The 15,727-nt window shown below is 34.9% G+C and carries 11 protein-coding genes; 1 reads left to right on the plus strand and 10 read right to left on the minus strand.

Annotation, left to right across the window (positions count from 1 at the left end; genetic code table 11):
• Positions 1-319 precede the first annotated feature (319 nt).
• Complete coding sequence (locus BM239_RS02750) at positions 320-4,636, minus strand: reprolysin-like metallopeptidase (RefSeq protein WP_092206109.1); 4,317 nt, start codon at positions 4,634-4,636, stop codon at positions 320-322.
• Between the two features lie 164 nt (positions 4,637-4,800).
• On the opposite strand from BM239_RS02750, the gene BM239_RS02755 reads away from it, so the two are divergent.
• A complete protein-coding gene (locus tag BM239_RS02755) occupies positions 4,801-6,492 on the plus strand; it encodes an ABC transporter ATP-binding protein (RefSeq protein WP_092206110.1) in 1,692 nt (563 codons plus the stop codon).
• A 527-nt stretch (positions 6,493-7,019) separates the two neighbouring features.
• Here the strand turns inward: BM239_RS02755 and BM239_RS02760 are convergent.
• From BM239_RS02760 to BM239_RS02800, 9 genes are all read right to left on the minus strand, one after another.
• A complete protein-coding gene (locus BM239_RS02760) occupies positions 7,020-7,673 on the minus strand; it encodes a CoA transferase subunit B (protein ID WP_092206111.1) in 654 nt (217 codons plus the stop codon).
• A 42-nt stretch (positions 7,674-7,715) separates the two neighbouring features.
• Positions 7,716-7,967, minus strand: coding sequence for a four helix bundle protein (locus tag BM239_RS02765; protein ID WP_394333911.1), 252 nt, complete (start codon positions 7,965-7,967; stop codon positions 7,716-7,718).
• Between the two features lie 129 nt (positions 7,968-8,096).
• Complete coding sequence (locus BM239_RS02770; RefSeq protein WP_092206112.1) at positions 8,097-8,798, minus strand: CoA transferase subunit A; 702 nt, start codon at positions 8,796-8,798, stop codon at positions 8,097-8,099.
• An 86-nt stretch (positions 8,799-8,884) separates the two neighbouring features.
• Positions 8,885-11,221, minus strand: a complete 2,337-nt coding sequence (locus BM239_RS02775) for a penicillin-binding protein 1A (RefSeq protein ID WP_092206113.1) — start codon at positions 11,219-11,221, stop codon at positions 8,885-8,887.
• A gap of 27 nt (positions 11,222-11,248) precedes the next feature.
• On the minus strand, positions 11,249-11,749 hold the full coding sequence (locus tag BM239_RS02780; protein WP_092206114.1) for a gliding motility lipoprotein GldH: 501 nt from the start codon (positions 11,747-11,749) through the stop codon (positions 11,249-11,251).
• The gene (gene ricT / locus BM239_RS02785; RefSeq protein WP_092206115.1) at positions 11,736-13,112 is read right to left on the minus strand and encodes a PSP1 domain-containing protein; all 1,377 of its coding nucleotides are present in this window, start codon (positions 13,110-13,112) and stop codon (positions 11,736-11,738) included. Before ricT ends, BM239_RS02780 begins: the two co-directional genes overlap by 14 nt.
• Positions 13,113-13,232: 120 nt before the next feature.
• Positions 13,233-14,237: a radical SAM protein gene (locus BM239_RS02790; protein ID WP_092206116.1), complete on the minus strand. Its 1,005-nt coding sequence runs from the start codon at positions 14,235-14,237 to the stop codon at positions 13,233-13,235.
• Positions 14,238-14,251: 14 nt separating this feature from the next.
• Positions 14,252-14,482, minus strand: a complete 231-nt coding sequence (locus BM239_RS02795; RefSeq protein ID WP_092206117.1) for a ferredoxin — start codon at positions 14,480-14,482, stop codon at positions 14,252-14,254.
• Complete coding sequence (locus BM239_RS02800; protein ID WP_092206118.1) at positions 14,482-15,726, minus strand: peptidase U32 family protein; 1,245 nt, start codon at positions 15,724-15,726, stop codon at positions 14,482-14,484. Before BM239_RS02800 ends, BM239_RS02795 begins: the two co-directional genes overlap by 1 nt.
• Between the last annotated feature and the right edge of the window lies 1 nt (position 15,727).

The following is a 15,727-nucleotide window of genomic DNA, read 5'->3' on the forward strand; positions in this document are numbered from 1 at the left end:
CAGAAAACACATAAAGAATAAAGTAGTAGGTTTTTTCATGTGTAAAATGTAAAATTTTAAGTTAATAATTAAATAATTATCTGTGAATGTATTATAAAAATGATAATATCGAAATTTTATAATCCGTTTTTCGTTGAATAACCATTAAAAAAAATACTTTACGGTTTTACCACAACAGGTTTGAAGAAAAAACTTACTTTTTTATATGAATATCTAATAACAAATGTTAATTTTATTATGACTAAACTGAAATGATTTATAAATAAAAAACGTCCAGATTTAAAAATCTGGACGTTTTTACTTTAAATTCAATCGATTATTATTGCTTAATAAAGCGTTTGGTTACAGAACCACTTTCCGTTTTAAAACGAATTTGATACAATGCCGTTTCTAAATTGCTGACATCTATAGTTCCATGACTCAAGGCGCCTTTACTAACTAATTGTCCAAGGTTGTTGAACACTTCATATGTTACATCCTGATAAGTTGTTTTAATATTTAAAACACTACCTTTTACAGGGTTTGGATATAAAACAATGTCTCGTTCTAATTGAGAAATAGATGTTTCATTCACCTCACGAGAGGCCGATTGTATACAGAATGTTGTTGTTTCAGAGGCTGAAAAACTACCACCAGAAGCTAACGTTCCTGTAGAGCCTGTTAATGTATAAGAGCCATTTCCATATGAACAGCAAATACCGTCACCATAGGCGTCGGTTATTGTAAATGTATATTCGCCAGCAGCTAAACCAGTGAAGATTCTGGTTATTGTAGATCCATCTGGATTAGATGTTGAATACGAAGCCGAAGCCACTGTTGTACCAGATGCATTTTTAAGCGTCCAAGCTGTTTCTTCAGGATAATTATCAAAGGTCAAACTTAAAGTAACATTACCTATATTACAGTTTCCACCTGTTCCACCACCAGTGGTTAGACTAATATTATCAATTGCTAAATCAGCCTGCCATGTCGTTCCAACGTTTCTATTAAAACGTAATTGAACCGTTCCACCGACATAAGCTGCTAAATCGACGCTAGCAGACTGCCAAGAATTCCCTTTATTCCCGGACTCATTCCAAATAGAAGTCCAAGAGGTACCATTATTGGTGCTTGCTTCTAACGCAATAGTTCCAAAGTTATTTGAACCATACATGTGGTATTGGAAATTGAATGTTGCAGCACTTTCGGCTGACAAATCAAAACAAGGTGAATTTAAAATGGCCCGTTTGTTTGGATAATTAGGACTCGATGCTTCCACAAAAATATAATAACTGCCTTGAGCCGCACTTGATGGTCCTGTGTTGCTTGAAGGCGTTCCGTTTGCATCAACTGTCCAATTGATATCATCAGCAGTGGATTGCGTCCAAGCGCCTAATGTGTTTTCAAATCCTTCAGAATATGGAAATACCGAAACACTTCCTGTACAACCTGTATTGGCAATAGGTAAGGTTGTAACGTTTACCGTATTACTATAACCTGAAATATTTCCAGCAGCATCTCTTGCTCGAACTCTAAACGTGTAAGCCGTGTTAGCTGTTAAACCCGTTACTTGTCTCGTAGTTCCAGAAACACTAGCAATAATTGTAGAACCTTGATACACGTCATACTCTGTAACGGCTACATTATCGGTAGACGATGACCAGCTCAAGCTGGTACTTGTTTGTGTTGTATTAGTTGCAGATAAGTTAGCGGGAACACTTGGTGCTTGCGTATCAGGCGGATTCAACGTAGTAACATTTACCGTATTACTAGCAACTGACACATTTCCTGCCGCATCTTTAGCTCGGACACTAAATGCATATGATGTACTGGCACTTAAACCAACAACTGCATACGAAGTTCCAGAAACGGTTGCAATAATACTTGCACCTTGATAAACATCATAAGCCGTAACGGCAATGTTATCTGTAGCTGCACTCCAATTTAAATCAGTAGTTGTTTGCGTTGTATTAGATGCTGATAAATTAGCTGGCGCACTTGGCGCTATGGTATCTGGCCCTTGAGACTGAATAACAACTGTATAATCTTCAACTTCTCCGTAAGTAAACGATTCACAAGACGTTGGAATGCTATTATACTTCATAGATACACGCATACGTGTTGCATTTTCAACGGCACCAGCTGGAATGGTAAAATTACCACTAACAGGTGTTGTATTGGTTGCTGCACGACTCCAAACCAGTTCGCCCGAATCTACAAAATCACCATCTCTATTAAAATCAATCCATACAGCATACCCTTCACTATAAACTGTTCCTGTCCATGTTGGTGTTACTGTTATAGTGTATTGTGTACCTTTAGTTAAAGTTGTGGAAATACCAGTAAAATCTGAATAAAATTGCGCTCCAGAAGCATTATTAATCGTATTCAATTGTACACGACTAATATACTCATCATTCACATTTGTACTTGCTGAAGCACAGTAATTCAATTGCACGTCGGTAGTTGTGAAGCTGATAGAATTACTATAAGCCGAATTACTTCCACCACTACACTTACTACGAACTTGCGCTTCATACTGTGTTAAACTACTTAATCCTGAAACAGATGTTGAGTTTCCAGATACATTATTTGTTATCCATGTTGTTGTACCTGTTTGTCGGTAACGTAAATCATAAGTCGCTCCCGAAACAGCATTCCACGATAGGTTTGCAGAATTTGAATTTACACCTGATGCATTTAAACCACTTGGTACGGCAGCATTACAAACAACCTGTCCAGCAATAGTGAAATTGCTATTAGAAATATCGAAAAAAATATGGTTACTCCCTTTAACCATAATTCTGTTTTGGCTTCCTTGATTATTAGGAACAACTACACTTTGAGATCCATCGTTAGGCACATTAGTAGCCAATGTAATCGGATATGTATCTCCACCATCTGTAGATAAAAAGATATCTACATTAGCCGCATTAACACCATTTCCTGTAGTTCCAGCAACATTCCAGGTTACATTTTGAGTACTTCCAGCTGCCCAAGTTACATTAGAATTTGGTGAATTTACAATAAATGGTCCAGCAGTTCCATTTACGGTAACAACCATATCATCGCTATTATTGGCCGCTCCACCTGCTTTATTATCTCTTACGGTCATTCGGAAATTTAATGTTCGTGCTACATTTGGAACCGCTTCCCATTGCCAAGATGTGCTACCTGTTTTAATTGTTGCCAATCGTGGAAAATATCTTTTGGTATCTGTTGTAGGGCTGTAAGAACGAAATGCTACACCAGAAGTTGCTGTAGTGCTTGGATAGGTTGTAGCCGCATTGTTTTCATCAAATTGTTCCCAGCAATAGGTTAATACATCACCAGAATTAGCATCAGTACTGGTACCGTTTAAAACAAAAGGTGTTCCTTTTGGAATGGTATAATTGGATCCTGCATCTGCTGTTGGTATAGCATTTCCTGTATTGGTATTTGTTTGGCAACTTCTTGACTTAATATAATCAGTAACCTGCTGAATAGAAAACGCATGAAAATATGGATCACTATTAGATTGCACATCAGTAGCTCCAGTAATTCCTGCATAGCCCATAATAGTAGTACCACTTCCAGGTTCAAAATGCGCATTGGTACTTTCATTTCTAAAAGAAAATGTGTGGTTAGCACCAAATTGATGACCAATTTCGTGTGCTACATAATCAATATCAAATGGATCACCTTCTGGATCTGTTCGAGATGTAAAACCACTTCCTTTTTGTCCATTTACACATATACAGCCTATACATCCAGCATTTCCATTATTGGAAGCACGTGCAAATAAGTGACCAACATCATAATTTGATTCCCCTATAACACTTGTTAAAGTAGCTTGTAATTGACTGTTATAATTTGATGACGATGTATACGGATCGTTACCAGAATTAGTGTAAATAACATTCGTATTATTAGCAATAACTACCATAGTTACGTTAAAATCATTTTCAAAAACACCGTTTACTCTGGTCATTGTAGCATTTATTGCTGCTAAAGCTAATGCTTTAGTACCACCATGATAGGCCGTATACTCACCAGTAGTAGAAACCGCTAACCTATATGTTCTTAATAAACCGTCATCAGCATTTCGATACGAATTTCCATCACCCGAAATATTAGAATTCATGGCGTCCGTAACTGTACATTCAAAATCATCTTGCTCCATTCTACGATTTTGACGATTGAACACAACATATTGACTTAAATCATTGGTATACGCTTCAATAAAGCTTGCAGGTTTATCTGGCGACAAACGCATACTCTGAAATCCTTTAGGCGACATACTAAACCGAATAACATCGGCTGGATTATCAACTCCTTGTCCAGCATACGAACGAATATCAGGAAAACGAGCTTGTAAATCTGGATGTAAAACCGAAGCTTCAATCACCCGAAAACGTTCCATCTTACCTTGGTCGTTTGGAAATGATAAAATAACCTCTGAACCACGGCTTAAATCTTCTCGTTTGGCAACATTTTGGAGAGACTGTTTTAAAGCATTAAAATCTAGAGAGAAAACTTCTGAATTTGGTAATTTAAGTTTATTAGTTTTCACAGACTGTTTACTAACTGCTGTTTGTTTTTCCCAGAGTTTTTTACTTTGCGCAAAGCTCAAACTTATACTAGAGAAAATTAATAATAAGAATAGTTTTTTAATCATAATAAATTGCTATTTATGTGGTTATTAAGTGAATTTATCACGAATTTAACATAAAAAATAGCAGATTGATTATATAATTATTGATTTTTTACCGAAATAAATGAATAATTATCAACATTACGGTTTTACCACAACAGGTTTGAAGAAAAAACTTACTTTTACATATGCAAACAAATCCAATTTTAAACGTAAGCAACTTAAAAATTTCATTTTCAAATAATAAAATTGAAAATGAAATTATTCATGATATATCCTATAAATTATTCCCAAATGAAATTTTAGGTATTGTTGGTGAGTCAGGTTCTGGGAAATCCGTTTCATCTTTAGCCATAATGGGCCTGTTACCTAAAACTATTTCTAAAATAACAGCGGGTACTATTTTTTTTGAGAATTATGATTTAACAAAAGTAACATCAAAAGCTTTTCAGAAAATTCGTGGTAATGATATTGCTATGATTTTTCAAGAACCCATGAGTTCTTTAAATCCCTCTATGCGTTGTGGTGACCAGGTTCGGGAAATTCTGTTACAGCATACCAAATTATCCAAATCTGCAGCAAAAATAGAAACTACCAATCTGTTTGAAAAAGTAAAGCTTCCAAATCCTGAACGTATTTTTAAAGCCTATCCTCACGAACTGTCGGGTGGCCAAAAACAACGCGTAATGATTGCTATGGCTATTGCTTGCAAACCTAAAATATTAATTGCCGATGAACCAACAACCGCTTTAGATGTAACCGTACAAAAGGAGATAATTTTGTTACTAAAAGAGCTCCAAAAATCTGAAGGCATGAGTATTTTATTCATTTCACACGATTTATCACTTATTTCAGAAATTTCTAATCGGGTTTTGGTTATGTATCAAGGCAATATTGTAGAACAGGGTCTGGTATCTAATATTTTTAACAATCCTCAACACTCCTATACCAAAGCATTAATTAATGCCAGACCTGCTTTGAACTTGCGGTATAAGCGTTTAGCAACCATTAAAGATTTTATGAATGACACCATTGATAAAACTATTGTTAGCGCTGAAAATCGCGCCTTAAATCATGGGAAAATCTATGCCAAACAACCACTATTAACGGTAAACAATTTAGATAAAATTTACTTTTCAAAGTCGGGTTGGTTTAAAAAAGACGTAGCTTTTAAAGCTGTCAATCAGGTTAGTTTTAACTTATATGAAGGCGAAACATTAGGATTGGTTGGTGAATCTGGATGTGGAAAGTCCACATTAGCGAATGTTATTTTACAATTGGACAAAGCATCTGCAGGCAAAATTATTTATAAAGGCACGGATATAACCACTTTATCCAAAAAAGCTATTAGAGAATTACGAAAAGACATTCAAATTATTTTTCAAGATCCGTATGCTTCACTAAACCCAAGGATTCCAGTTGGAAAAGCCATTCTAGAGCCCATGAAAATTCATGGTATTGGCACTTCAGATACGGACAGAAAAACACGCGTTTTAGAATTATTGGAGAAGGTTGGTTTAGATGCCTCGTTCTTTTCGCGCTATCCACATGAGTTTTCTGGTGGTCAGCGCCAACGTATAGGCATTGCTAGAACTATTGCCTTGGAACCTAAACTAATTATTTGTGATGAATCTGTTTCAGCATTAGATATTTCTGTACAAGCCCAAGTGCTAAACTTGTTGAATGATTTAAAAGAAAATTTTGGATTTACGTACATATTTATTTCACACGATTTAGCTGTGGTAAAATATATGTCTGATAATTTAATTGTAATGAATCAAGGTGAAATTGAAGAGATGAATGATGCCGATGTAATTTACGAATATCCTCAAAAAGCATATACCAAAAAACTTATTCATGCTATTCCAAAAGGACTATAGCATGAATAGTTTCTTTGTTAAATACATAAAGCTTTTAATGAATCGCTTGGTATTTTGAATACTCAAAATCAAGCTGTTTTCATAACGTGTAGGTTGTTCAGGTAGATTTGAGGCAAAATTCATAAGTAGGTTATGTTTAAGGTAGATTTGAGATGTTTTTGCTAATTTAAATTATAATAGATTTGGGGCAAATTATAATTCAAATTTCAAAAGTTTCAGTTCAATTCATTAGTTAGGTTTGGGATTGCTAATATGACATATATTTTGAAAATATCAGTTAAAACACATTATTTTTCGATGAAATGCATGTTTATTTAACATTTCATCATCATATTAAAGTTTTTTCCTACAAAAAATCCATGTTATAAAAAAAGCTACTTTAAAAAGTAGCTTCGTTTTATAGGAATATCTTTTAAATTTAATAATTATAAAACTAAAATAGATTTATGTTTCGGACAAATGGAATTCTGTTAAAGCTCCATTTAGTTTTGCATTTCTATTTTATGCGAGGGTTAAACTGAATTCGCTCAAATGCTCATTTCAGGGATTGTGCCTTCAATAATTAAAGTGCCTTCCGTTGCTTTTTGAATTTCTTCAACAGTAACACCTGGCGCACGTTCTAAAAGCTTGAAGCCTTTATCTGTAACTTCTATAACCGCAAGATTCGTCACAATTTTTTTAACGCAACCAACACCAGTTAATGGCAATGAGCAACGTTTTAGTAGTTTAGATTCGCCTGCTTTGTTTGTATGCATCATAGCCACGATTATGTTTTCAGCACTTGCCACTAAATCCATAGCACCACCCATGCCTTTTACCATTTTGTTTGGAATTTTCCAGTTGGCAATGTCGCCATTTTCCGCCACTTCCATGGAACCTAAAATGGTTAAATCTACATGTTGCCCACGTATCATAGAAAAACTCATAGCCGAATCGAAGAAACTAGCTCCCGGCAAGGTGGTAATGGTTTGTTTTCCGGCATTTATAATATCGGCATCTTCTTCGCCTTCAAAAGGAAATGGTCCCATGCCAAGCACGCCATTTTCACTTTGAAATTCTACTTCTATATCGTCTCGCACGTAATTAGCAACCAAGGTTGGAATACCAATTCCTAAATTCACGTAGTAACCGTCTTGAACTTCCTGTGCTATGCGTTTTGCTATTCCGTTTTTATCTAACATGTTTTAATAATTTGAAGATTTGTTAATTTGATGATTTGAAAATTAGCCTTGTTTACTGCTTGATATTATTTTCGACATAATTTTAATTATGGATTTCAAATCGTCATTAATTAGTTTGTCTGGCGTTGGATAATGCTGTGATTGTTCACATAACTTTAACCAATACTGTAATTCATCTGCTTCTTTAGCCGCAATTTTAAATTTATGAATAAAATCTTTTTTGCTCTCTGCATTCTGTGCTTCTGCTACGTTAGAACCAATAGATGTTCCACTTCTAAATATTTGAGAAGCCATTTCATATTTATGATTCTTTCAAATTTCTTCAGAAAAATCAATGATATTCAATGATAATTTGAAAGTTAGCGTCACTATAATATTTTCCTTATCGTTCCTCATCTTCAAATTTTCAAATCATCACATCGTTTAATCCCTTTTTCTTACTGTACGTTGCTCAATACGTTTTTCGTAGTTTTTACCTTCAAAAATACGTTGCACAAAAATTCCAGGTATATGGATTTGGTTGGGATTTAGTTCACCAACTGGTACTAATTCTTCAACCTCAACAACGGTTATTTTGGCTGCACCACACATATTTGGATTAAAGTTTCTGGCTGTTCCCTTAAAGATTAAATTCCCAGCAGCATCACCTTTCCAAGCCTTTATAAAAGCAAAATCGGCTTTAAAGGCATGTTCTAACACATACATTTTGCCATCAAATTCGCGCGTTTCTTTTCCTTCGGCAACTTCAGTACCATAACCAGCAGGCGTGTAAATAGCTGGAAAACCAGCTTGTGCTGCACGACAACGTTCAGCCAGCGTGCCTTGTGGAATAAGCTCCACATCCAATTCACCACTTAACATTTGGCGTTCAAACTCATCATTCTCACCAACGTAAGATGATATCATTTTTTTTATTTGACGTTTGTGAAGCAATAATCCAAGTCCAAAATCGTCCACACCAGCATTATTAGAAATGCAGGTTAACCCCTTTACTTCCAATTCTACCAATTTAGCGATACAATTTTCTGGAATACCACTTAATCCAAAACCACCCAACATACAGGTTATATTATCGGTTACGCCTTGCAAGGCTTCGTTAACATTGGCAACTTGTTTATTAATCATAATCTATTTTTTTGCTTCCGAAAAATACAAAATAAAAAAGCCATTCGGAAGGGAATGGCTTTTGAAATTTCAAGGAATATTCATTATTAAAAATCAAGCTCATCGGGAATTTCTTCCGTTGGTGTGGTTTCTTCACCATCTGGATTATAATCTTCACAATCTACTTGAATGGTTAAATCTTTTGGCGCTTCAAAATCGCTTGTAGAAATCTCCAATTCTTCATCATCAATACAGCTGCGCATATACATACCCCAAATAGGCAAAGCCATAGCTGCGCCTTGACCATATGTAATAGTCCTAAAATGTGTAGCCCGATCTTCAGCACCTACCCAAACGCCTGTTACTAAATTTGGCACCATACCCATAAACCAACCGTCACTTTGGTTTTGTGTGGTTCCCGTTTTTCCTGCAATAGGATTTTTAAATTCGTAAGGATAGCCTGTAACAATCTCACGATAATCAGCTCTGTAGGCATCTGCCCCTTTGGTACGTAAACGCGTTCCGGAACCACCTCGAGTAACTCCTTCTAAAAGTTTGACCGTTACGTAGGCTGTTTCGGCACTAATAACATCGCGCGATTCGGGTGTGAATTGGTATAAAACGGTTCCATTTTTATCTTCAATATGGGTAACCATTACTGGCTTGGTATAAACACCTTGATTTGCAAATGTAGCGTATGCAGCTACCATTTCATAAACACTTAAATCGGCTGTTCCTAGCGCTATAGATGGTACAGCTGGAATATTAGATTCAACACCTAATTTTTGAACTAAATCTATTACGGGTTGTGGACCAACTTTATCCATTAATCGGGCTGTAATAGTATTTACAGAGTTTGCTAATGCGTCCTGTAGGGTTAACTCACCAGCATAATTACCATCGGAATTTTTTGGTGTCCAAGGCTCTGGATTTCCAAATTTTAAAGCTTCAATTGTTATTTGAGATTGTGGCATTTTATAACATGGCGATAAATGCAATTGATCTATAGCTGTGGCATACACAAATGGCTTAAATGTAGAACCTACTTGACGCTTCCCTTGATTTACGTGGTCGTATTGAAAGTGCCTATAGTTCATACCTCCAACCCAGGCTTTCACATGTCCTGTTAATGGATCCATGGACATCATACCAGGATGTAAAAACTTTTTGTAATACCGCATAGAGTCCATAGGTTTCATAATGGTATCTATTTCTCCTTTCCAAGAAAAAATAGTCATGGCTGTTGGTTTATTAAAAGATGCTATGATTTCTTTATCACTTTTACCATCTTTTTTCATAACGCGCCAACGTTCAGACTGACGCATGGCACGATTCATTAGTGATTCAATTTCTGTTTTATCTAACTCCAAAAATGGAGCTGTTGGATTTCGTTCTGGTTTGTTCTGATTGTCAAATTCTGCCTGTAATCTTGGCATATGCTTTTGTACAGCTTCTTCTGCATAACTTTGCATGCGTGAATCAATTGTGGTGTAAACTTTTAATCCATCGCCATATAAGTTGTATTTTTCACCGTCTGGTTTTGGGTTATTTTTAATCCAATCTTTCATAAAACCGTCTAAATAGGCTCTGAAATACGTTGCAATTCCATCTCTGTGTGATTGTGGCGTGTAGTTTAAATCTAGTTCTGTTTTTTGAAGTGAATCCCTTACTTCTTCAGTAATGTAATCATACTTTTCCATCTGGTCTAATACCACATTACGCCTATTTCTGGTTCCTATTGGATTTTTATGATCTCGTGGATTGTATAAGGATGAGTTTTTAAACATCCCAACCAACATAGCAGATTCCTTTAACTCAAGTTCGTTAGGCTCTTTATCAAAGTAAATACTGGCTGCCGAGCGAATACCATCTGCATTATTACCAAAATCGTAAATATTAAAATACATGGCAATAATTTCTTCTTTAGTATATTGCCTTTCTAATTTAGTTGCAATTATCCATTCTTTTACTTTTTGAGTGTATTTATCTAGGCCTTTAGAGCGGACACCAACAAATAACTGACGTGCTAATTGCTGCGAAATAGTACTGGCGCCTCCTTTGGAACCTAAATATACTAAAGCACGCAAGGTGCCGCGAGCATCTATACCAGAATGTTCAAAATAGCGAGCATCTTCAGTGGCTATTAAAGCATCAACCAAATTTTGTGGCAACTCATCAAAACTAACTGGTGTACGGTTATCATTAAAATAGAATTTTCCGAGTGTTTTGGAATCTGAAGATATAATTTCAGTAGCTAAATTGGTTTTTGGATTTTCTAAAATAGTATAATCTGGTAATTCTCCAAAAACGCCCCATGACGCTAATAGAAATAGTAAAATAACAGCTGAAATTCCACCTAAAAATAATGTCCAAAACCAACGTACATAACGCTGAAATTCATTGGTTGTAGTTGCCTGCTTTTTTGCTTCTTTCTTTTTCGACATTGTATAAATACTAATTGATAATGGTTTTTATTGTTTTTGAGATGTTGCGTGTTCTATTCGGAAACCAACATCTGTTATACCCTTTAAATTTATAACACCATTTACCTTGCCATTTTCGCGCATGGCTTGCTGAATTTTAATTTGATATTCACCTGATTCACTAAAAACAACACCTTCTTTATACCACAGCTTGCTTTCTTTAATATCCGTAAATCCAGTTCCTAATAACTCTCCATTTGGTTTAGCCATCTTGTATTGTAGGGTGTCCTTTATAACTCTTCCATTTGGAAAATCCATTTCTACAATTAAGTAAAGATTATTAAATGGATAATTGTTGTTGTTACGTAGGTTTACAAACAAATTGTAGGTGTTTGTAGAATCTGGTGCCCGAAATTTAAATTGCACAACAGAGTCTTTATGCCATTGGTTGGGAACAGATTTATACGTATCATAAACCCGATTCGAATCGCATGAAATTAATACAAGCACTATTAAAGCAATAAGGTATAAGAACTTATTTTGCATCATTTGAATCGTTCTTTTTTACTGGTGGTTTGCGTTTTCTTGGGTTTGGTTTACTTGACTTATTTGATTTATCCAAATTGGTTTTATTATTTGCCTTTACGTCTTTATTAACAGCCTCTTTTCTTGGATTTGGCTTATTTTTAGACTTGGATTTATGCGCGTTTGGCTTATTTCTCCCAGACCTGTTACTATCTTTTAAATTAGCATCTTTATTTGATTTATTAGGATGCTTATTACCTTTTCTGTTATTACTTTTACGTTTTTTATTTCGTTTTGGACTATCAAAACGTGTTAAACTATCTTGTCCAACAACGTTTTCATATTCACTTTTAGTATCTTGAATTAATTCAACAGCATATTCCTCCAGACTAGCTGGCTTTTTCTTTTGTTTATTAAGAGCTATAATATCATTAGCCTGTGTTGTTGTAATTAAGTGCCAGTTCATCCACTCACCTTCATAGGCATACCACATATGGCCTTTAAAAATATCTGTTTTTTGGCAAACAGCTGTTCCTTTTTCTGTGTAGAGTTTAATATCCGTTTTCGGAAAATCCTTTAACGCATCAAGGTAGGTATCCAGTTCGTAATTTAAACAACATTTTAACTTACCACATTGCCCAGCGAGTTTTAATGGGTTCAATGAAAGTTGTTGGTATCGAGCAGCTGACGTACTTACCGAACGAAAATCTGTTAGCCAAGTTGAACAGCACAATTCACGCCCACAAGAACCTATTCCTCCTAAACGAGATGCTTCTTGACGGAAACCAACCTGCTTCATTTCAATACGTGTTTTGAATTCTTTAGCAAATAATTTAATTAGCTCCCTAAAATCTACACGCTCTTCTGCTGTATAGTAAAATGTTGCTTTACTGGCATCTCCTTGATATTCAATATCTGAAATTTTCATGTGTAATTTCAAATCGATAGCAAACTGACGTGCTTTTACTTTCATTGGTTCTTCCAAATCCCGTGCATCAGACCAAATATCAATATCCTTTTGAGATGCTTTTCGGTATATTTTGAAAAAATCTGGGTCGGTTTCAGAAACTTTTTTGCGTTTCATTTGTACCCGAACCAGCTCGCCTGTTAAAGTAACCATCCCTATATCATGACCATATTCTGCTTGAGTAGCCACAACATCACCAATACTTAATGTTAAATTTTCAGTGTTTTTATAATAATGTTTCCGGCCGTTTTTAAAACGCACCTCAACCCAATTAAATGGCTCTTCACCATTTGGCAATGTCATGTTTGCAAGCCAATCAAATACCGTTAGTTTATTACAACTATCGGTGCCACACGTTCCATTGTTTTTACATCCTTTTGGCTGACCATCTTTTCCTGTTGAACAACTTCCACAAGCCATAAATTAATAATATATATTGATTCTGAAACCTTATGTTTCAGAAGAAGATTAATAATCTGTTATAAGATGTAAATATACCATTATTCTACTGACTTGAAAAGCCTATTTTTTAAAAGGAAATTAATTAAACTCTATTTCGTAGTTTAACCGATTAGAAAGCGATTTTAATTCTGTTTTAGATTTAAATATATTTTTAAACAGAAGCCTACTCCAACCTATTTTCTTGGAATAGGCATTAAAGCTTTCTTGGCGCCAATTAAAGCCTTCGTGCCAAAATTTTTGTGGAGAAATGTAGCAAAATGTATAATCGAAAATAAAGCTAGAATTGTTTACTTGGTCATGATTAGGAATCGTTTCTGAGGCTAAAAGTGTAATATTATTGGCTTTACAACTTGTTTTAATTTGATTAATTATTCTAGGATAATCTGCTCTTAACGATTCTAAATCAAAATCATTATACTCGGTATTTCCTATCTTTTGAATGGGACGAATTTGAAGAATATCAAAGCTTTCACCATTAAAATGCTCAAAGAAATCAGCCAATTCGTAAAAATTATCTTTGTTGAAGGTATAGTTAATCCGGACTTTAAATTTATAGTGTTTTTTAAGTTTTTCAAATGCTTGGAAAGCTGCATGAAATTTTTCATAACTGGCCTTTTTCATGAAGCTTTCATAACTTTCTTTATGGACACCATGAAGCGAGATTGTAAATTCATTTAACCCAGCTTTTAAAAGTGCTTCTATTTTTTCTTCATCTAATAAATTAGCATTTGTTGTTATAGAAATATAGGGTACATGATACTGTTTGCCCAATGCCACAACCTTTACCAAATCTTTATATAATGTAGGCTCTGTACCACAACCTATTTGAAGTTTTAAAGCACGTTTAAAAATAGTTTTTGCAACTTGTTCTAATTCATCTTCTTTAAACTGACCTTTTAAGGTTTTAACGTAGTCAGCATCTGTAAAATAGCACATTTTACAACGCAGATTACAAGCCAGAACTGGATCCAGATTTACTGCTAAATAGCGTTTATTGAACGTATGTAACAAATAAAGGCCAAGAAATTTAATCCTGTGGCTTTTTACTTTTCTGTTTAATTTTAGCAGCTTGTAAACGTTCATTCTAAATTTATTAATCAATTTAATTTTACGTTAATAATATTTACTGGACAGGCTTTTGAAGCATTTTCACAAGGCTCTAAAATGTTGAAATCATTAGATTTGAATGTAAAAAAACCTTTTTTTTCTTTTCCATGCAACAAGACAGTTTTCCCATCTTTTTTTGACATCTGAAATTGGTTTGGCGCCATTTCCACACAGTAGTTGCAACCTATGCATTTATTTCGTTGTAAGGTAATAATTACCATTAAGCTTCTACTTTGTTTTCAACAATTTTATACAATTTATCTGAAGGCCTGATTCTAAAATCAATAGGGATTGTAACAAAATCGCCTTTAGATCCTTTCCCAGATTTTGTATTGTTTACCATCATGTCGGTTACTTCCATTTCTTTAGCACCTGTAGTTGGACCCGTTATTAAAATGGTATCGCCTAGTGTTAAATCAAAAGCTTCTATTTTAAATTCCCCAATTTTAGCTTTTGGATAAAAATGGGTTCCTTTACCTAAATATACTTTTTTTTGAGTGGCATGAGAACCTGAACCTGTACTCCACTCACCTAACTTTTGACCTAGATAATAACCGCTCCAAAACCCACGATTATATACCTTTTCCAACTCCTGCATCCAAGAAATAACGTTTTCTTTACTGTATGTATCGTTACGAACACTATCAATGGCATCACGATAGCATTTAATAACTTTAGCGACATATTCTGGTGCGCGTCCGCGACCTTCAATTTTTAAAACTTTAATTCCAGCGTTAACAATTTCATCTAAAAAATCAATGGTACATAAGTCCTTTGGAGACATGATGTATTCGTTATCTAATTCCATTTCAAAACCAGTTTCCTGATCGATAACGGTATATTTTTTTCGACAATTTTGTTTGCAAGCACCTCTATTTGCCGAAGAGTTATGTGAATGCAAACTCATATAGCATTTTCCAGAAACAGCCATACAAAGTGCACCATGACCAAAAATTTCAATTTCCACCAATCTACCTGAAGGCCCTTTTATTTGCTCTTTTTCTATCTGTTCGGTAATTTTTTTTACTTGTCTTAAACTCAATTCACGACTTAATACCATAGTATCCGCAAAGAGGGCATAAAACTTAACGGTTTCGATATTGGTAATATTTAATTGTGTAGAAATATGCACTTCCATTCCAATTTCACGTGCAGCTGAAATTACAGCTTGATCCATAGCAATAACAGCTGTAATATTGGCTTCTTTGGCTTGTTTTAAAACCGTTTTTACAACAGATAAATCGTGATCGTAAATAATGGTGTTTAAGGTTAAATAGGTTCTAACGTTTTTTTCCTCACATCGCGTTACAATTTCAGGTAAATTGGCTATGGTAAAATTAACCGTTGCACGAGCTCTCATATTTAATTGGTCTACACCAAAATAAATAGAATTTGCACCATTATCTAATGCTGCTTGAAGCGACTCAAAATTCCCAGCAGGTGCCATTAATTCTATCTGTTGCATA

This window comes from Algorimicrobium echini, from assembly GCF_900115185.1.
Lineage (GTDB): Bacteria > Bacteroidota > Bacteroidia > Flavobacteriales > Flavobacteriaceae > Algorimicrobium > Algorimicrobium echini.

Bases quoted from the DNA above. Each gene is read 5' to 3' on its own strand.
- BM239_RS02750 (WP_092206109.1), bottom strand. From the start codon at position 4,636: ATGATTAAAAAACTATTCTTATTATTAATTTTCTCTAGTATAAGTTTG.
- BM239_RS02755 (WP_092206110.1), top strand. From the start codon at position 4,801: ATGCAAACAAATCCAATTTTAAACGTAAGCAACTTAAAAATTTCATTT.
- BM239_RS02760 (WP_092206111.1), bottom strand. From the start codon at position 7,673: ATGTTAGATAAAAACGGAATAGCAAAACGCATAGCACAGGAAGTTCAA.
- BM239_RS02765 (WP_394333911.1), bottom strand. From the start codon at position 7,967: ATGGCTTCTCAAATATTTAGAAGTGGAACATCTATTGGTTCTAACGTA.
- BM239_RS02770 (WP_092206112.1), bottom strand. From the start codon at position 8,798: ATGATTAATAAACAAGTTGCCAATGTTAACGAAGCCTTGCAAGGCGTA.
- BM239_RS02775 (WP_092206113.1), bottom strand. From the start codon at position 11,221: ATGTCGAAAAAGAAAGAAGCAAAAAAGCAGGCAACTACAACCAATGAA.
- BM239_RS02780 (WP_092206114.1), bottom strand. From the start codon at position 11,749: ATGATGCAAAATAAGTTCTTATACCTTATTGCTTTAATAGTGCTTGTA.
- ricT (WP_092206115.1), bottom strand. From the start codon at position 13,112: ATGGCTTGTGGAAGTTGTTCAACAGGAAAAGATGGTCAGCCAAAAGGA.
- BM239_RS02790 (WP_092206116.1), bottom strand. From the start codon at position 14,237: ATGAACGTTTACAAGCTGCTAAAATTAAACAGAAAAGTAAAAAGCCAC.
- BM239_RS02795 (WP_092206117.1), bottom strand. From the start codon at position 14,482: ATGGTAATTATTACCTTACAACGAAATAAATGCATAGGTTGCAACTAC.
- BM239_RS02800 (WP_092206118.1), bottom strand. From the start codon at position 15,726: ATGCAACAGATAGAATTAATGGCACCTGCTGGGAATTTTGAGTCGCTT.